The following is an 18,459-nucleotide window of genomic DNA, read 5'->3' as shown; positions in this document are numbered from 1 at the left end:
GATCATACGAATCGATAAGTCGATGTGTCAATCATATTGTATGACCGGACGGCGCATTGGGCGCGTGCGTATAGCGATCCGCAATGCGCCTGGGCATGTCCGCCGCGTGCGTTGGCCGATTCCGATCGCGCGCGAAAGGCCGCGTCGCGGCACGATTGTTCGCTTAGCGGACAGCAGCGAGCGCATGATGCGGAAATGTTCGACAATCTCGCCTGCACACGCCCTGGGATAAGGCGCTGACACTCATGGAGACGAAGTTGGCCGCGGCAAGAACAAGCTGGTACTTTGGATGGAATATCGTGGCGGCCGCCACGGTGCTGACCCTGCTTACGGTGGGTATGCGCATGGGGGTGGGACCCTTGTTCCTGCCCATGGCGCAAGACCTGGGATTCAGCCGCAGCCTGCTGTCCACGATCGTCGCGATCGGCATGCTATGTTATGGCCTGGCCATGCCGGTGGCCGGCATGCTGGTCGCGCGCCACGGCACCCGTTTCGTGCTGCTCCTGGGCACCATCATCGTGGCCATATCGACACTTTGGACGGTCAATGCGCACGGCCCCGTCAGCTTCCTGCTTTCCTTTGGCGTGCTGATGTCCGTGGGGCTGGGTTTCACCAGCCCGGTTGCGGTCACACCGATATTGAGCCGCTGGTTCACCCGCCGCCGTGGCATGGCGCTGTTCTTCCTGTCTACCGGCTCCATGGCCGGCATTGCGGTCATGACGCCCGCGCTGGCGTTTGCGGTCGAAAGCACCAGTTGGCAGACCACGCTGGTGGGTTTCGCAGTGGTTTTCACCGTGCTCGTGGTGCCCATGGCCCTGTTCGTCATGCGCGACCAGGCCCCGCCGCACACCGACCTGACGCCTGAGCAGATCGCCGCCAAGTCGGCCCAGAGCCGCGGAGCCCCTCTTCCCGAAAGCCTGAGTTTCCGCGCCGCCTTGCGCACCGCCCCGTTCTGGAAGATCACGCTGGGGCTGTTCGCCTGCGGTTTCAGTATGAACCTGCTGGGTACCCACGGCATGCCCATGCTGATGGACCATGGCTTCGACGCCACCACCAGTTCGCTTGGCATAGGAATGATCGGTCTGGTGGCGATCTTCAGCACCCTGGTGCTGGGACGCGTGGCCGACGTCCTGCCCCGGCGGAAAATCCTGGCCACTATCTACCTGATTCGCGCCCTGGGGTTCTTCGCCTTGCTGATGGTCGGCACCCATTGGGAACTGTACGTCGCGGCGGCGATCGGCGGTGTGGTGTGGTCTGGCAGCATCGCCATGTCATCGGCCATTCTGGCGGACATATACGGCGTGCGCCTGGTCGGAGTGCTGTATGGCTGCGCCTATCTGGGTCACCAGGTGGGCGGAATGATCAGTTCATGGCTGGGCGGCTGGGGCTACGAAACCTTCGGCACGCACTGGGTGGCGTTCAGCTGCGCCGGCCTGGTCTTGCTGGCGGCTGCCATCATCTCGCTGCGCCTGCCCAAGCAGGGTTTCACCCTCACCGCCCCGCCGCGCATGGCGCACTGATGGCCCGGCTCAGTCGCCCGGGTCGTTGGCCCAGCGCCACAGCGTGGCGCGGCTGATGCCCAGCTGCCGCGCCGCGGCCTGGCGATTGCCGCCGCAGGACTGCAACGCCTGAAGCGCACGGGCCCGACGCGACGCGGGCTGCGTATCCGGCGCAATGCCGACGGTGTACAGCTCCGGGCAATCGTGCCGCAACGCCTCGTGGTCCACCTCAGCGCCAGGACGATACGTCATCAGGAAAACCGCCATCCGCTCGCACATATTCTCGAGCTCACGCACGTTGCCCGGCCAGCTGTAGCCCCGCAGCCGTGCCTGCCAGGGCGCTATCAGCGCGGCGGCCTCGCCCGGCACACCGAGTCGATCCAGACACCGGTTCACGAGCACCTCCGCCAGCGACGGGATGTCGTCCGGCCGGTCTCGCAGCGCGGGGATCTCGATTCTCAACGTATTGATGCGGTAGTACAGGTCCTGGCGAAACCGCCGCTGGGCCACCATCTCGTGCAAGGGCTGATGCGTGGCTGCGATGATCCGCACGTCGACGGGAATGGCCGCCGTCGCGCCCAGCCGGGTCACTTCGCGTTCCTGCAGAACCCGCAGCAGGCGGCTCTGCAGGGGGAGCGGCATGTCGCCGATTTCATCCAGGAACAACGTGCCTGTATGGGCGGCTTCGAACAGGCCCCGCTTTCCCCCCCGGCGTGAACCTGTGAAGGCGCCTTCTTCGTGCCCGAACAACTCGCTTTCGAGAAGCGTCTCGGGAAACGAAGCGCAATTGACCGCCACGAATGGCCGGTCGGCGCGCAGGCTGTCGTTATGAATGGCCTGGGCAAACAGTTCCTTGCCCACCCCGCTTTCACCGCTGATAAGCACCGTAAGATCGGTTTTCGCATAACGGCGTGCTGACTCGATGGCACGCACGAAACGCGGGCTCTGCCCGATCAGTTCGGCAAACCGGTACCGAGCGGTATTCTGGCGGCGCCTCTGCTGCACCCGCAGACTGGTGTCGGCCTCTTGAATGCGCCCGGCGTCGTATAGCGTCAGGGCCGCGCCGACAATCGCGCCACGTTCGCGTATGGGTGTGCGGTTGGCCACCCAATCGCGCGCGTCCAGGCGCAATAGCCCGGCGCTTTCGGACTGCCCACTCTCCAGCGTGGCGCGCAGTGACAGGCCCCGCTGCAGCCGCTCGAGCGGTTGCCCGAGCGCGCCCGTGCTGTCCAGGCCCAGCAGCCGTTGCATGGACGGGTTCATCGCAATGACCCGGTGTTCGCGGTCGACCGCCAGCACGGCGTCCTGCAGACTGTGCAACACCCCGTTCAATTGCTCGTAGCGGCCGGCCTCGAGGCGCGCCACCCTGGCCAGCTCTATCGCGTCTTCGAAGCCCTTGCGGACGCTGGCCAGCGAATAGGCCAGCAAACCATGCAGACCGGCCTGCTCGGCAAGTTCGACCACCAGGCTGGAACCCACGATGACCTGGAAATCGTCCCGCCGCAGCTGTTCAAAGCGTTGCCGCGCATCATCCGGCGTCTGGTAGGCGTGCTGGACGATTTCGATATTGAGCAGGGCCTTGACGGCGTCGAGCTCAGGAATCGTGCGGCCATACATGACGACGCCCACCCGGTCTGCGAGACGGCGCGCCTTGATCAGGGCCTGAAGCAAATCGAAGCCGCTGAGCTGGATGGTGGCCACAGGCGCCTGAAGGCCGGCGCGCAGGATGCTTGCGTTCGAGCCGGCGCTGACGAACGCATCGACCAACCCGCGTTCGAGCCTGTCGTGGGCGATGGCCAGCGCCCCCCCAAACGTGCCGTCGACAACTTCGATCTGGGCGCGTCCGGCGTATTCCGCAATCACCGGCATGGCGAACTCGCGTATCTGCCGATAGCTCAAAAAGCACAGGCGCGGGAGATCGGTGCGCGCCTTGGGGTCGGTGTAGCTCATGTTGAACGTTTCACTGATGAGGATCGATGTTTCATTAATGTCTCATGAAACACGCAATCAGGGCGGGTACTTTTTAAGTGTTTATATTTCAATGACTTAAATGCGAGCCAAACCTGGCATGAACCTTGCATAACCGATGTTGATATCCGCCACGCAACACAGGAGACCACTTTGGCGCTTGAACACGTTACCGTCCTGGATCTGACCCACATGCTGTCGGGGCCCTACGGCACCATGCTGCTCGCCGACCTGGGGGCACGCACCATCAAGGTCGAACCCCCCGTCAGCGGGGAAGGAACCCGCCGGCTGCTCGAGCACGATCCGGATTATTCGCGCGACGGCATGGGTGCCTACTACCTGACCCTGAACCGCAACAAGCACAGCGTGTGCATCGACTTGAAAAGCGAGGCCGGGCTCAGTGTCTTCAAAGACCTGGTACGCAGCGCAGACGTCGTGTTCGACAACTTCAGCGTCGGCGTGACGCAGCGCCTGGGCATTGACTACGACTCGCTATCCCGCATCAACCCGCGCATCATCACCTGCTCGGTCACGGGGTTTGGCAGCACAGGGCCGGACACCCAGCGTCCTGCCTTCGACCAAGTGGTGCAGGCCATGGGCGGCGGCATGTCCATCACGGGCAGGCCCGAACAGGGGCCCACCCGCAGCGGCATTCCCATTGGAGACCTGGGCGGCGGCATCTTCGGTGCTATCGGCGTGCTGGCAGCGCTGGCCGAACGCGAACGAACCGGCCTCGGCCAGCATGTGGACGTTTCCATGCTGGACGCCCAGATATCTCTGCTGAACTACATGGCCACCATGCACTTGATGTCGGGCATCGTGCCGGAAGGCATCGGCAACGGCCATTTCGTGCATGTGCCCTACAACAGCTATCCCACCGCCGACGGCCACGTCATAGTGGCCTGCATTGGCGATGCCTTCTGGCGGCGTTTCCTGGACTGCATCGACTTGCCGGCCTTGCGCAAGCCCGAATATGACCTTCAGCCTGGACGCTACGCCGCCAAGACGGACATCGACGCCATCGTCAGTGCGGAACTGCGCACGCAGCCCACCGAACACTGGCTGCGCAAGCTGTCGGCGGCCCGCATACCCTGCGGCCCGGTCAACAATTTCCGCCAGGCCCTGTCGGATCCGCAGGTCCGTGCGCGCGACATGGTCGTCGACGTGCCCTTGAAATCGGGCACCACCATCCAGATGCCCGGCAATCCGGTGAAATTGTCCGCCGCCGGCGCGCGGGATTTCGCCGCCCCGCCCGAGCTGGGTGAGCATACCGACGCCGTGCTGGGGGCCCTTCCCGGCTATGGCCGCGACCGGCTCGGCGCGCTGCGCGCGGCCGGCGCCATTGCCTGACGAGATGCCCTCATGGACAGCGATACCCTTATCATCACTGACGTATCCCCACGCGACGGCCTGCAGAATCAACGTGTGCCGGTACCCACGGCCGCCAAGCTCGAGCTCATCCGGCTGCTGCACGCGGCTGGGGTTGGCAGCGTCGAGGCCACCAGCTTTGTTTCGCCCAAGGCGGTTCCCCAGATGGCCGATGCGGCCGAGCTGATGCCTCAGGTGCAACGGCTATTGCCGGACCTGCGCGCCTCGGCCCTGGTGCCCAACCTGAAAGGGCTGGAGCGAGCGCATGCCGCCGGGGCGCGCGAAGTGGCGGTGGTGCTGTCGGCCACTGAAACCATGAACCAGAAGAACATCAACATGGGGCTGGAGCAAGCCACTCAGATGTCGATTCAAACCCTGCAGGCCGCAGCGCGCCTGGGACTGCGCACCCGGGCCTATGTGGCGGTGGCGTTCGACTGCCCCTTCGAGGGGCCGACCTCGCTGGATACGGTGTTGCGCCTGGCCGCCGCCATGCACGAAGCCGGTGCCGACGAGATCGTGATCGCGGACACAATAGGCTCGGCCGCGCCCGGCCGGGTCAAGGCGCATTTCGAAGCCTTGGCGCAAGCCGTGCCGGTGCAACGCTTGGCCGCACACTTCCACGACACACGTGGACTGGCCGCCGCCAACGCGTGGACAGCCATCGAGGCCGGCGTTCGGCGTTTCGACGCCAGTGTGGGCGGCATCGGCGGCTGCCCGTTTGCCCCGGGCGCCGCCGGCAATGCGGCCACTGAAGACCTGGTGCTGATGGCTCAGGGCAGCGGCCTGGTCACGCACATTTCATTGCCCGGCCTGATGCGGGCCGTAGCCTATGCCGAGTCGGTGCTGGGCATGGAATTGGGCGGGCGCAGCAGCAAGTGGCTGCGCCGCCAGTACCCCGGCGCCAAGCCGGTTGCCGCAATGGCATAAGCGATCGCATCGCACTAACGACAACAACAGGAGACTTCCATGCATTCGTTCCACTCCGCCCGGCGACGGGCCACTCTGCTGGCCACCCTGGCGTCCTTCTGCACGCTGCTGCCGGCAACCCTGACCACCGCTCACGCCGCCGAGTCCGCACAGCAGTACCCTACGCGTGCGATACGGCTGATCGTGCCTTTTGCGCCTGGCGGCGTCACCGATACCGGCGCTCGCCTGGTGGCCGACAAGCTGGGCCAGCGCCTGGGGCAGCAGGTCATTGTCGATAACAAGCCCGGCGCATCCGGCAATATCGGCACGCAGATGGCCGCGCAGGCCACCCCCGACGGCTATACCCTGGTGGTGGGTTTCGACGGCACGCTCGTCATCCATCCTCACGTGCACGCCCATATCCCCTTCGACACCCTGCAGGACCTGGCGCCGGTGAGCAAAATCGGCGATGCCGCGCTGATCATAGTTGCCAATCCGTCGCTGCCCGCCAACACCTTGCAGGAACTGGTGGCCTATTCGAAAACCCAACCGAACGGCGTATCGTACGGCAGCGCCGGCGTCGGCAGTACCCCGCACCTTGCCGGCGCGCTGCTGCAACAGCGCACCGGCGCCAAGCTCGAGCACATTCCGTACAAGGGTGGCGGCCAGGCCATGGCGGATGTGGTGGGCGGCTCGTTGCCGCTCTTGTACACCGCGGTGGCGGGCGCCTATCCCTACGTGCAACGCCAGCAGATCAAGGCCATTGCCGTCAGCTCCGACAAGCGCCTGGCTTCGCTGCCGGACGTGCCCACGGTTTCCGAATCCGGCGTGCCGGACTTCGTGGCCAACTCGTGGATCGGCATACTTGCGCCCGCCGGCACGCCGGACGAGATCGTGGCCAAGCTGCAGCGCGAGATCCACGCCGTCGTGCATACCCCGGACATCCAGGAACGGCTGGCAGGGTTGGGTATTACCGCATCTGGCAATACGCCGCAGGAATTCCGCGCGCAGATCGCCAGTGACCTGGCTATGTACGAGGACATCGTCAAGAAAGCGAAGATCCGCGCGGACTGACTGCGGCGGGCCTCCAGAGGATCGAGTCTCAGCGCCCGCCGGCCAGCGGCAAGGTGCGCAGCCCGGCGGGCGTGGAGATACGCGCTGTGAGACGCACTTCGGCGCCCGCAGGCAACCCATGCACCTGCACGGGTCCCGTAAACGACACCGTATCCAGCAGCGCGCGGATGCGAGCCGGCTCGGGGTGGAACACTTCCAATCCGAGCAGGCTGCAGCCCAGGTCGTCGAGCGTGCTGGCCGGATGTGGCGCGGTGTCCCACTGGATCAATGCGGGCACGGCGCCCCCCTCTGGCAGGGCGCCGTCCGCCGGTATGGTGATGCGCCAGGCCAGGCTGCCGCGCGTCATGGGTTCCACCGCCCCCTGCAGGTTTGCGCACGCGCGGACCGCGCCCTCGATATCGTCGGTGCGCGCAACCCAGGCGGCCAGCCTGGGCGCCGCATCGTGCGCCAGCGCGTCCAGCGCGAACCAACGCGCCCGGCCGGGCGGCGCGGCCGCCGGGTCCGGTGCGATGACTTCCAGATAGGTATCGCAGCCCAAACGCAGCAAAAGGTTATGCGTGGCCATGCGCGGGTGCGACCCGCCCGCCTGCGGCCTGACGCCAAGGGCCTGCTCGACAAACTCTGCGCCGCTGCGCAGATCGGGCGCGGTTACGGCGATATGGTCCAGAAAGGTTTTCATGCGAGACGGCCTGTAGATCGTTGCGGCGGCATGGCGCTCATGACGCGAAGGTAATCTGCTCAGACGGAATGGCGCAAATGCGCGGACCGAAGCTCGATATGGAGGCAAGCGTCAGGTTGTGGTGAAGCCGGATGTCTTTTGCCGAGGCATGCGGCTTGTCGTGCGTGGTGTGCGCATCGGACGCCAGCAAAACGTCATAACCCCGCGCAGCCGCCTGGCGCACCGTGGTGTCCACGCAGAACTCGGAAGCGTAGCCGCAGATTGTGACGCAGGAAACATGCAACTGCTGCAGCAGGCTGGCGAGGCGGGTGCCGAGAAAAGCGTCGGCGGTGGTCTTGCCTAAGACATAGTCGCCTGCCCCACGCTCCAGGTCGGGCAACAATGCCCATCCCGGCGAATCCGGAGCAAGACCCGAGTGAGCGCACTCGTGCTGGATATAGACGACAGGCACGCCGCACGCACGGGCCCGCCGCGCCAGCATGTTGATGCGCGCAACAGTCTGTTCGGCGTCGGCCGGACGTGGCACGGATTGAAACAGCGCGACTTGTACGTCGATGATGAGCAAGGCTGGGGACATGGACGACCTGCCTGGAAAAAACCAGTCTACCCCGGCGCGCCGGAACGCAACAGCCGCTGCCGAGCATTAGGGCACGTCAGGGGGCGCTGCCCGCCAGACCGGCGGGCAGCCATGCATTACAGCGCCCCCCGCGCCTAGATATGCAGCGCGTGCCCCAGCGCCCGCAAGGCGGCTTCCTGTACCGCTTCACCGAGGGTGGGATGGGCGTGTATGGTGCCGGCGATGTCTTCGAGCCGGGCACCCATTTCGAGCGACTGCCCAAAGGCCGCCGCCAGTTCCGACACGCCACGTCCGACCGCCTGCCAACCCACCACCAGGTGATTGTCGCGACGCGCCACTACCCGCACGTAGCCCTCCGTGCTCTCGAGGGTCATGGCGCGCCCATTGGCGGCAAACGGAAAAACGGCCGATACGCAATCGAGCCCGGCTGCCTGTGCCTGGGTTGGCGCGAGCCCCGCCGTGACGATCTCGGGATCTGTGAAACAGACCGCGGGGATGGCAGCCGGCAGGAAACGCCGGCGCTCGCCCGCCACCAGTTCCGCCACCATTTCGCCTTGCGCCATGGCCCGGTGCGCCAGCATCGGCTCGCCGGCAAGATCGCCGATGGCCCACACATTGCGCATCGAGGTACGGCACTGGTCGTCGATGCGCAGGGCGCTGCCGGCGCGATCGAGCTGCAACTGCTCCAGCCCCCACCCTTGGGTACGCGGCCGCCGTCCGATGGCCAGCAGAACCTGGTCGGCCGGCAAAGCGTCTTCTGCGCCGCCGGCATCCTGCACACGCACAGCGTCGCCGGCCGCATTCATGCCCAGCACCTTGCGCCCCAGGCACAGTTCTATACCCATACGTCCGAGCGCAGCCGCCACCGGCTTGGTCAGTTCGGCGTCATAGGTGGGCAGGATGCGGTCCTGCGCTTCGACGACGGTGACATTCGAGCCCAGCTTGCGATACACCGTGCCCAATTCCAGGCCGATATACCCGCCGCCCACGACCACCAGACGCTGCGGAATGGAAGACGGCGACAGCGCCTCGGTGGATGAAATCACTCTGCCGCCGAACGGCATGGATGGCAGCGGCATGGGTTCGGAGCCGGCCGCCAGCAACAGGTGCTCGCACTGGACGCGCTGCACGCCTTGCCCGCTGTCGACCTCGACCGTCTTGCCATCGAGTACTCGCGCCCAGCCGCGTATCCATTGCACGCCATTTTTCTTCAACAAGGCTTCAACGCCGCCCGTCAGCCGGTCGACGATGCCGTCTTTCCAGGCAACCGTGCGGGCAATATCGATAGCCGGGGCCTGCACCGAAATACCCAGCGGCGATTGGTGCGTGTACTCGCGGGCGCGCTCGAATTCATGGGCGGCATGAATCAACGCCTTCGAGGGAATGCAGCCGATGTTCAGGCAGGTGCCGCCAGGCCGTTGGCCTTCGATGAGGGTCACGGGAACACCCAACTGCCCGGCGCGTATGGCGGCCACGTACCCGCCAGGGCCACCGCCTATGATCAACAGCGTCGTGGTGATGGTCTGGCTCATGGCGCCTCCACGAAGAGCAGCGCAGGCTGCTCCAGCAATGCCCGCACCGCCTGGATGAATTGGGCGGCGTCCATGCCGTCGACGACGCGGTGATCGAACGATGACGACAGGTTCATCAGCTTGCGCGCCACCACGGCTCCATGACGGAAGGCCGGCCGCTCGACGATGCGATTCACGCCGACGATGCCGACTTCCGGGTGGTTGATGACGGGCGTACTGACAATGCCCCCGAGCGGCCCCAGGCTGCTGAGGGTGATGGTGGATCCGCTGAGTTCGTCGCGTTCGGCTTTGCCGCTGCGCACGGCCTGCGCCAGGCGCGCAATCTCGGCGCCCAGCGCCCATATGTCGCGGGCTTCGGCGTGTCGCAGCACCGGCACGATCAGGCCCGCGTCGGTCTGCGTGGCCACGCCGAGGTGGACGGCGCCGTAGCGCGTGACCACGCCGGCCTCGTCGTCGAAACGCGCGTTGATCTGCGGGAAGTCGCGCAAGGCAAGCACCATGGCCCGCGCCAGCAGGGGCAGCAGGGTCAGCTTGCCGCGCCCTTCGGCGTACTTGCGATTGAGCTGCACGCGCAGGTCTTCGAGCTCGGTCACGTCGACTTCTTCCACATAACTGAAATGCGGAATGCGGCGCTTGGACTCCTGCATCTTCTGCGCAATCTTGCGCCGCAAGCCCACCACCGGTATCTGCTCCTGCTCGTGGCGCTCACGATAACCTGAGCCGGGCTGCACCCCGGCACGGCCCTGCCCTTGCAGATAAGCATCCAGGTCTTCATGCAGGATGCGGTTGGCCGGGCCGCTGCCCGGCACGAATCGCAGTTCTATGCCCAGGTCCCAAGCGCGCTTGCGCACCGCGGGCGACGCCAGGGGCCGCTCGCCCGCCTGGCGGACAACAGCCGGTGCGGCAGCGCCGGGCGTCGACACGCCGGGCGTCGACACGCCGGGCGTCGACACGCCGGGCGTCGACACGTCGGGCCCTGTATTGCCGCGCGTCGGGGCGCCAGATGCCGCCGCGCCGCGCGCGGCCGCGGCGCCGGTAGCCATTTCGCGCGCCAGCTGGCCCGCGATACCCCCTGCCGGCGCCGGCGACGGATCGACGGTGCGCGCGAGCTCGGGCCCGGGCTCTGAACGTGACTCGGCCGGTGCGTCGGTGCCGGGCGGCTGCGACGCACCGGTTCTTGCATTCCCGGCGCCCTCGACTTCCAGGCGGATCAGTTCGCTGCCTACTGCCATGGTGTCGCCAACGTTTCCGCCTAGCGCCACCACCTTGCCCACCACCGGGGAGGGGATTTCCACCGTGGCCTTGTCGGTCATGACGTCAGCCAGCGGCTGGTCTTCGGTAACGGTGTCTCCAACCTGTACATGCCAGGCCACGAGTTCGACTTCGGCGATCCCTTCACCGATGTCAGGCATTTTGATGATGTGGATTCCCATGTCATGCCTCCATCACGCGTTTGAACGCCGCGCCCACGCGGGCCGGACCGGGAAAGTACGCCCACTCCTGCGCGTGCGGATAGGGCGTATCCCAGCCGGTCACGCGCTCGACAGGCGCTTCGAGGTGATGGAAGCAATGCTCCTGCACCAGCGACACCAGTTCGGCGCCAAAGCCGCAGGTGCGCGTGGCTTCATGGACGACCACGCAGCGTCCGGTCTTGCGCACGGAATTCACAATAGTGTCCAGGTCCAGAGGCCACAGACTGCGCAGATCGATGATTTCCGCATCCAGGCCGGCTTCCTCCGCGGCAGCCAGAGACACGTACACCGTCGTGCCGTAGGTCAGGACGGTCAGGGCTTGGCCGGGCCGCACCACGGCGGCGGACTCGAGCGGCACCGTGTAATAGCCGGTGGGAACCTGGCTGGCGGGGTGCTTGCTCCAGGGCGTCACCGGCCGGTCGTGATGGCCGTCGAACGGACCGTTGTACAGGCGCTTGGGCTCCAGGAAGATGACGGGGTCGTCATTCTCGATGGCCGCGATCAACAGACCCTTGGCGTCATAGGGATTGGACGGCAGCACGGTACGCAGTCCGCAGACCTGCGTGAACATGGCCTCGGGGCTCTGGCTATGCGTCTGCCCGCCATAGATGCCACCGCCGCAAGGCATGCGTATGGTCATGGGGGCGATGAATTCGCCGGCCGAGCGGTAGCGCAGGCGAGCCGCCTCGGACACGATCTGATCGGACGCAGGATAGAAATAGTCGGCGAACTGGATTTCGCAGACGGGGCGCAGACCATAGGCTCCCATGCCCACCGCCACACCCACGATGCCGCCTTCCGAAATGGGCGTATCGAAAACCCGCGACTGCCCATATTTGGCCTGCAGGCCTTCGGTGCACCGGAACACGCCGCCGAAATAACCCACGTCCTGGCCGAAAACCACCACGTTCGGATCGCGTTCAAGCATGACATCCATGGCCGAACGCAAAGCCTGGATCATGGTCATCGGCGCGGAGGCCTGACCTTTCTTCATTTCGTCAGCCATGGTCAGACTCCCAGCTCTTGCCTCTGCCGGCGCAGATGTTCCGGCATTTCTTTGTAGACGTCTTCGAAGATGCTGGCGGCGCTGGGCACGTGGCCATCCACCAGCGTACCGTGGCTTTCAGCCTCTTTCTGGGCCGCCAGGATCTCGGCTTCGAGCTCCGTCTTCAAGGCCTCATGCTGGGCATCGGACCACAGGCCCGATGCCACCAGGTACTTCTTGAACCGGGCAATCGGGTCCCCGAGCGGGAAGTGGCTCCAGTCGTCGCCTGGGCGGTACTTGGACGGGTCATCCGACGTAGAGTGGGGACCGGCACGATAGGTGACCCATTCGATCAGCGTGGGGCCCAGATTGCGGCGCGCCCTCTCGGCTGCCCAGCTCGACGCCGCATACACGGCCAGGAAATCGTTGCCATCGACCCGCAGCGACGCGATGCCGCAACCCACGCCGCGCCCGGCGAAGGTGGCGCCTTCGCCTCCCGCAATGGCCTGGAACGTTGAAATCGCCCACTGGTTGTTCACCACGTTCAGGATGACGGGGGCCCTGTATACATGGGCAAACGTCAGCGCCGTGTGGAAATCGGCCTCAGCCGTGGCGCCATCTCCGATCCAGGCCGAGGCGATCCGCGTATCGCCCTTGATGGCCGATGCCATGGCCCAGCCGACGGCCTGGATGAACTGCGTCGCCAGGTTGCCCGATATCGTGAAGAAGCCGGCCTCGCGCTTGGAATACATTACCGGCAACTGTCGACCCTTGAGCGGGTCGCGCTCGTTGGACATCAGCTGGCACATCATTTCGACCAGCGACACCTCGCGAGTCAGCAGAATGCTTTGCTGCCGGTAAGTGGGAAAACACATATCGCCCGGCTCAAGCGCCAGCGCGTGCGCCGAGCCGATGGCCTCTTCGCCCAGGCTCTGCATGTAGAACGAGATTTTCTTCTGCCGCTGGGCCGTGAGCATGCGCGCATCGAAAAGGCGCGTTTTCAGCATGGCCCGCATGCCGGCACGCAAGGTGTCGGGGTCGAGCTGCGGCGCCCAGGGGCCTTGCGCCCGGCCGTCGTCGTCGATGACGCGCACCAGCTGATACGCCATCGCGCCGGTATCGACGGCGGCGACATCAATAGGTAGTTTGGGAATTTCGCCAGCCGGCGATAAATGCAGATATGAGAAGTCGGTCTTGCAACCCGGCCGCCCGGTGGGCTCGGGGACGTGCAGTTTCAGCGGGCCGTATTGGCTCATGGTTATGTCTCCACGCTTGATCGTGTCATGCGTTCTTGCTTTGCAAAGGCCTGGTGCTGGAGGTAACCGCGCATTCGGCCGCTACCGGAGTGCGCGCGGGGTAAGTGCAGCGCCTCTGGCTGGAAAGCAGATTAGCACAAGCGCCGGACGTCGCGCCGCCCGTGAACGGGTGGATGTCCGGCGCCGTTGCGCATGTTGAAACACCACGACGGCAGTGCTGCGGCTAAAATCCGGGCATGGCGGACAAGATGCGACTCGACAAATGGTTATGGGCTGCGCGCTTTTATAAAACTCGCAGCCTGGCCGTACAGGAAATCAACAAAGGGCGGGTACTGGTCAACGACCAAGCCGCCAAGCCGGCGCGCGACATTGCGATCGATGACCTCATCACCGTGCGCAAAGAAGATCCGCCCGTGCACGTCTACGTGCGAGCGCTTTCCGCGGTGCGCGGGCCGGCCCCGGTAGCGCGCCAGCTGTACGAAGAAACCCTGGAGAGCATTTTTTCGCGCGAGCGGGCCGCCGAAATGCGGCGCCTGGCGCCCGAGCCGTCGCAGACCATAGCCGACGGCCGGCCCACCAAGCGAGATCGCCGGCTCATCGGGCAGTTGCGCGGCAAATAGGGTTCGTGTCCGGCGTATCGCGACTTCGCTCAAGGCGCCGTGGCAGAAACCACCAGACTGCGTCCGTACAGCGATTGGGCGCTGCCCGCCTGACGCCAATACTCGCGCTCGGCAGGCGACCGGGCGCGCGCGGCGCGTTTTCGGCAATAGAGCTTGCCCGGCCAGGCCAGCAGGCGTTCCATGGCTCGGCGAGGTTTCGGCTCGCGCACTTCGTGCAGGGTTATGTTCGTGAACCCGTGGTGATCCAGCAGCAGATGCAACTGGGGGAACGAAAACGGGAAATACGTGATGTATTCGCCCCGCTTCTTGCCCACCATGGGACTGAAGCCGGAATGAAAACCGCGCAGCAGGAACTGGCCGCGCGAACCGGCGAACCACGTGTTCGGGGTCGTGATGATCACGGTGCCGCCGGGGCGCAGCGCCTGCCGGAATCCCTTCAGCAGCAGGCCCGGGTTCGTCACCAGGTGAATCGCTTCGCCGCACACGATGGCGTCGTAACGGCAGTCCAGCGGTGGCAACGGCTCATCGAGGTCGTGCTCCCGCACCGATCGATAGAAATCAGTGGCTTGCGGAAACTCCCATAGGCCCAAGCCATCCAGTTGTACCTGCGGGGCGTGCCTGGACAATTGTTCGCCCAACCAGCCCTGGCCGCACGGCGCGTCCAGGATCCTATGGGCACGGCGTTCCCGCAGGATTTCAAGCACGACAGGATGATGGGGCTTGGCGCGGTGGGTCATGGGCCTGGAGCCGTGAGCCGGAAGAATCGTGCCGCGGCGGCGCCACGGTTCGCGCACCGCAGACCGCGTTCGCGCACCCCGCGATCGAGCTGGGCCGTTTTCAAGATTCTTCGGCCTTGCGCTGCGCTTCGATACGTCTTTCGAACCGCCTCAGCGCGGCCAACACGAACAGGGCTATCAAGGCGCTGAGCACCGCGGTAGCCTCGCGCCCCATGCCGGCAGCCACGCCGATTGCCGCTGTCATCCAGATACTGGCGGATGTGGTCAGGCCGTGTATCTCGCCTTCGCCGCTCAATTTGATGATCGCGCCGGCACCCAGGAAGCCGATGCCGGCGATCACGCCTTGCAGCACCCGGCTCAGGTCGTCGACCTCCATGCCGCCCTGCAGGGGCACCAATACGAACATGGCGGCGCCCAGGGCCACCAGGATGTGTGTGCGCAGCCCCGCCGCCTTGCCGCGGCGCTCGCGCTCGTAACCCAGCAGCCCCCCGAGCACGAAGGCTGTGCCCAGGCGAAGCACAATCCGCGTCGCCTCGGCCACGTCGGGGATATCGCTGAATTCGCTGTAGACCGTGGTCCAGATCTCTTGCCAGACAGTCATGCGTAGGTCTCCCGGAATGGCGATGCCCAGCCGCGTCATCAAACCGCCCGCGATGGACATGCAAGCCATCATATCGGCTTGCAAGTCGCGTGCCTGTATCAGAAATAACATGGTCGGGTGGTCTGGCCTGGCATGCGGCGCGACCTGGGGTACAATGCCTCCCCGCTGCTAGTGATAGCGGCTCGTCGGGGCGTAGCGCAGCCTGGTAGCGCATCTGCTTTGGGAGCAGAGGGTCGCGAGTTCGAATCCCGCCGCCCCGACCAAAAATTTCAAGGGCTTACAGATGGAAATCTGTAAGCCCTTTTTGTCGTGCCTGGAATTCTTTCCGAGCCGGGGTCGGCCCCACAGGCGACCGCACACACTGATAAAAAAACAAGACCCGGGCGTGCGATGGTGTTGGACGCATCACCCAGTCACCACGGAGTCTTGAACGATGATCTGTACAAGCACGCGACATCATGTGCTAATTGTGGACGATAATCCGGATGAATTGAAGCTTTTGGTCGAATTATTACGCGGCGAGAATTTTCGGATCACGCTGGCGTTTGATGGCCACCAGGGCTACAAGCGCGCGGTAGCGGTAGCGCCAGACCTGATCATCATGGACTTGCGCATGCCGCATACCGACGGGTTCACCGCGTGCCGCCTGTTGCAACACAATCCGGCGACGGCGCACATCCCCATCTTCTTCCTGTCGGCCACGCGCAGCCTTGAAGAACGCCTGAGCGGCCTGCAGGACGGTGGCGTGGATTTCGTGCTCAAGCCGTTCGATCCTGCCGAGGTGCTGGCCCGCATCCGCATCCACTTGAAGCGCTCGGCGTCGGGCAGCGCGCCGCCAGTGGCGCAGGCCCCCGCGGCGCGCCAGCGGCTCAGCGCCGAGCAGGTCATCGTGAACGCCGCCACCAGCTATCTGGCGCATTGCCTGGCGGCTCCGCCCCATCTGCAGGAACTGGCTCGCAAGGTGGGTACCTATGAAAAGAAACTTTCGCAGGCGTTTCGCAAAGTTCTTGGTAAAACGGTATTTGAATACGTGCGTGATGAGCGGCTGCATATGGCGCAGGGGCTGCTCGACGACACGACACTGAGCATCACCGATATCGCCGCCGAGACCGGCTTTTCAACCCCGGCAAATTTCGCAACGGCGTTTCGCAAGAAGGCCGGCATTACCCCAACCGAGTATCGCCAACGCATCGCCCGCCACGATGAACCGGACGATCACGAGGCGAATCCCCCATCGATGTCACCGCAGCACAGGGGTCCGCAATGATCGCGGGCGTTTCCGCGCGCGGCGCGACCGGCGCCCTGACCGCGTTGGATGCCATGATGGGATCTGCGCTGCAGGACACCCTTGCCGCCAGCACGATGCCATTGGCGGTGCTGGCTCAAGGCATGTTCGTAGGCGCGTTCGTGACGCTGGCGGGCATAGCCGCGCTGCGGTGCTTGCTGACCCGCTCGCGCCGGTATGCCTGGCTGGCGATCACCTCCCTGTGCGCCGCGGGCTTCCAGATCACGCTCGGCCATCCCGGCATTCCCGCGCCGCTGGACCAACGCTGGCTGCACTTCCCCGCGACCGAGGCGCTGGCGGGCGCCACCCTGGCCATCGCAACGATCGGACTGGCGAGCAGCGCCGCGCCACGCCGCACGGCATGGCATGTCAGAGTCCGGACGGCCGCCTTCACGGCAGCGGGCATCGTCCTGCTGAACTTGATCGCGCTGTGGCTACCCTATACCGCCGGACAACTGGCTTTGATGCTGGCCGCCGGCGCGTGTGGGTGCTTCGCCCTGCTCGGGGCCCGGTTGCATGATACGTCGCCCCTGGCCGGTCCGCTGGTCTGGACCTCTGTATCTGCGTTGGTACAGCTGCTGCTCCGCCTGGACGGAATAGCAATGTTCCTGCCGCAGCCGCCGGGCGCCGATGCAGCCCTTCCGACGCTGGAAGCCGAATATCTGGTGAGTGGGCTTGCCAACCTGGCGGTGCTCGCCATTTGGCTGCGCTACCTGGGCCGCTACCAGCCCGCGGCGCCGGTCTGGCTCGAGCACTTGCCGGACGGGAAAGAGGTATCGACCAGCGGTGAGCTTGCGCGGCAGACCGCGGCACTGATGCAGGAAGTCGCCAGCGTGCGCGCGACCATGCAGCAGCGGGTACAGAGCTTGAGCTACGTGGCGCACGACCTTCGCGCCCCGCTGGCGACCATCATGGGCTACGTGCGTCTGATGCGCAACAGCGCCGCACCCGTGCGTGCTGATTACCTCGACGCCATCCAGAGATCGGTCGATTTCCAGGTGTCGCTGATCGACGACATTCTCGAATACTCCAAAGCCGAACTCTCTCCGCTGTACCTGGCGCCCGTGGACACGCATCTGCCGGGACTGCTGAGCGAAGTTGCCGCCAACGGGCGCATGCTGTGCCATTCGGAATCCATACGCTTTGCATACGTAGCGCCCGACCTGCTGCCCGCTCGGATAGAGGTGGATGGCCGCAGGCTGCAACAAGTGCTGTTGAATCTGTTGTCGAATGCGGCGAAATTTACACCCAGGGGAAATATCAGCCTCATCGTCGACGCGCAGCCGGACCGCGCCTCGAAGCACTGGCGCATGAGTTTCTGCGTCAAAGACGAAGGCACCGGCATCGACCCGGCCGATCAGGACAAAATATTCGAGGCCTATGCGCAACTCGAGCGATCGCAGGGCGGCGTGGGACTTGGCCTGCTGATTTCGTCGCGGATCGTGGAGAGCATGGGCGGCAAGCTCGAGGTGAACAGCCTGCCGGGCCAGGGCAGCGAGTTCAGTTTTGAACTGGACCTGCCGGAAACCGACGGTACACTCGTGCCGGCCCGCGCGCATGCCGACGCGGAACTGGAAGCCGAGGCGCAGTACGCCTGGCTGGACGCGCCGCCGGCCGCGGCGCGCCTGGAACTTGCCATGCTGGTGCGCGACGGGCGGTTGACCGACATCGAAGACTGGCTGGCCAGGGCAGTGCAATGGCATCCCGGATTCGATGACTACTACACCGAAGTTCGAGACGCGGTGCAGGCGCTGGACTTGGCGCGCCTGGAAAAGCTGGCGCTGCTCGACTCCGACACCGGCTGCCGTCGGAATAATGAGCACGGGCGCCGTCCGCCCGAAAAAATCCGGCCGAGCAATGGTTTTGATCGGGCATAAAAAGTGCGCGAAAGCGCCGCAGC

General features: G+C 65.1%; 16 protein-coding genes and 1 tRNA gene. 8 read left to right on the top strand and 9 right to left on the bottom strand.

Going from position 1 to position 18,459, the window contains the following annotated elements; translation table 11 throughout:
* Positions 1-245 precede the first annotated feature (245 nt).
* Positions 246-1,520 carry an MFS transporter gene (locus ACV17W_RS19725; RefSeq protein ID WP_462594058.1) on the top strand — a complete coding sequence of 425 codons (1,275 nt, stop codon included), beginning with the start codon at positions 246-248 and terminating at the stop codon, positions 1,518-1,520.
* Between the two features lie 9 nt (positions 1,521-1,529).
* Here the strand turns inward: ACV17W_RS19725 and prpR are convergent, their stop codons facing one another.
* Complete coding sequence (gene prpR / locus ACV17W_RS19720) at positions 1,530-3,449, bottom strand: propionate catabolism operon regulatory protein PrpR (protein ID WP_462594057.1); 1,920 nt, start codon at positions 3,447-3,449, stop codon at positions 1,530-1,532.
* A gap of 171 nt (positions 3,450-3,620) precedes the next feature.
* On the opposite strand from prpR, the gene ACV17W_RS19715 reads away from it, so the two are divergent.
* Genes ACV17W_RS19715 through ACV17W_RS19705 form a run of 3 tightly spaced genes read left to right on the top strand, consistent with a single transcriptional unit; the run spans position 3,621 to position 6,815 of the window.
* Positions 3,621-4,817, top strand: a complete 1,197-nt coding sequence (locus ACV17W_RS19715; protein ID WP_462594056.1) for a CaiB/BaiF CoA transferase family protein — start codon at positions 3,621-3,623, stop codon at positions 4,815-4,817.
* Between the two features lie 12 nt (positions 4,818-4,829).
* Positions 4,830-5,762, top strand: coding sequence for a hydroxymethylglutaryl-CoA lyase (locus ACV17W_RS19710; RefSeq protein WP_462594055.1), 933 nt, complete (start codon positions 4,830-4,832; stop codon positions 5,760-5,762).
* A 39-nt stretch (positions 5,763-5,801) separates the two neighbouring features.
* A complete protein-coding gene (locus ACV17W_RS19705; protein WP_462594054.1) occupies positions 5,802-6,815 on the top strand; it encodes a Bug family tripartite tricarboxylate transporter substrate binding protein in 1,014 nt (337 codons plus the stop codon).
* 28 nt (positions 6,816-6,843) lie between these two features.
* Here ACV17W_RS19705 and ACV17W_RS19700 read toward each other — a convergent pair whose 3' ends face one another.
* From ACV17W_RS19700 to ACV17W_RS19675, 6 genes are all read right to left on the bottom strand, one after another.
* A complete protein-coding gene (locus tag ACV17W_RS19700; RefSeq protein WP_462594052.1) occupies positions 6,844-7,494 on the bottom strand; it encodes a VOC family protein in 651 nt (216 codons plus the stop codon).
* 37 nt (positions 7,495-7,531) lie between these two features.
* A complete protein-coding gene (locus ACV17W_RS19695) occupies positions 7,532-8,059 on the bottom strand; it encodes an isochorismatase family protein (RefSeq protein ID WP_462594051.1) in 528 nt (175 codons plus the stop codon).
* Between the two features lie 146 nt (positions 8,060-8,205).
* Positions 8,206-9,603, bottom strand: coding sequence for a dihydrolipoyl dehydrogenase (gene lpdA, locus ACV17W_RS19690; RefSeq protein WP_462594050.1), 1,398 nt, complete (start codon positions 9,601-9,603; stop codon positions 8,206-8,208).
* The gene (locus ACV17W_RS19685) at positions 9,600-11,036 is read right to left on the bottom strand and encodes a dihydrolipoamide acetyltransferase family protein (protein ID WP_462594049.1); all 1,437 of its coding nucleotides are present in this window, start codon (positions 11,034-11,036) and stop codon (positions 9,600-9,602) included. Before ACV17W_RS19685 ends, lpdA begins: the two co-directional genes overlap by 4 nt.
* 1 nt (position 11,037) lies before the next feature.
* Positions 11,038-12,081 (bottom strand): alpha-ketoacid dehydrogenase subunit beta, encoded by a 1,044-nt coding sequence (locus tag ACV17W_RS19680; protein ID WP_462594048.1) that lies wholly within the window; start codon positions 12,079-12,081, stop codon positions 11,038-11,040.
* Between the two features lie 2 nt (positions 12,082-12,083).
* On the bottom strand, positions 12,084-13,316 hold the full coding sequence (locus ACV17W_RS19675) for a thiamine pyrophosphate-dependent enzyme (RefSeq protein WP_462594046.1): 1,233 nt from the start codon (positions 13,314-13,316) through the stop codon (positions 12,084-12,086).
* A gap of 236 nt (positions 13,317-13,552) precedes the next feature.
* Here ACV17W_RS19675 and ACV17W_RS19670 point away from each other — a divergent pair, with 236 nt between their 5' ends.
* Positions 13,553-13,936, top strand: a complete 384-nt coding sequence (locus ACV17W_RS19670; protein ID WP_462594044.1) for an RNA-binding S4 domain-containing protein — start codon at positions 13,553-13,555, stop codon at positions 13,934-13,936.
* Positions 13,937-13,965: 29 nt separating this feature from the next.
* On the opposite strand, the gene ACV17W_RS19665 is transcribed toward ACV17W_RS19670, so the two are convergent.
* Both ACV17W_RS19665 and ACV17W_RS19660 read right to left on the bottom strand, forming a co-directional pair.
* On the bottom strand, positions 13,966-14,673 hold the full coding sequence (locus ACV17W_RS19665) for a class I SAM-dependent methyltransferase (protein ID WP_462594043.1): 708 nt from the start codon (positions 14,671-14,673) through the stop codon (positions 13,966-13,968).
* Between the two features lie 100 nt (positions 14,674-14,773).
* Positions 14,774-15,274 (bottom strand): MgtC/SapB family protein, encoded by a 501-nt coding sequence (locus tag ACV17W_RS19660; protein ID WP_462596591.1) that lies wholly within the window; start codon positions 15,272-15,274, stop codon positions 14,774-14,776.
* Positions 15,275-15,460: 186 nt separating this feature from the next.
* Here ACV17W_RS19660 and ACV17W_RS19655 point away from each other — a divergent pair.
* The 3 genes from ACV17W_RS19655 (at position 15,461) to ACV17W_RS19645 (ending at position 18,436) form a co-directional block, all read left to right on the top strand.
* Positions 15,461-15,537 (top strand) — tRNA-Pro (locus ACV17W_RS19655).
* Positions 15,538-15,707: 170 nt separating this feature from the next.
* Positions 15,708-16,541 carry a response regulator transcription factor gene (locus tag ACV17W_RS19650; protein ID WP_462594041.1) on the top strand — a complete coding sequence of 278 codons (834 nt, stop codon included), beginning with the start codon at positions 15,708-15,710 and terminating at the stop codon, positions 16,539-16,541.
* A complete protein-coding gene (locus tag ACV17W_RS19645) occupies positions 16,538-18,436 on the top strand; it encodes a sensor histidine kinase (RefSeq protein ID WP_462594040.1) in 1,899 nt (632 codons plus the stop codon). Before ACV17W_RS19650 ends, ACV17W_RS19645 begins: the two co-directional genes overlap by 4 nt.
* Positions 18,437-18,459: the final 23 nt, after the last annotated feature.

This window comes from Bordetella sp. MIP270_01_BMS, from assembly GCF_054958705.1.
This window is presented reverse-complemented; position numbering and strand designations above follow the sequence as displayed.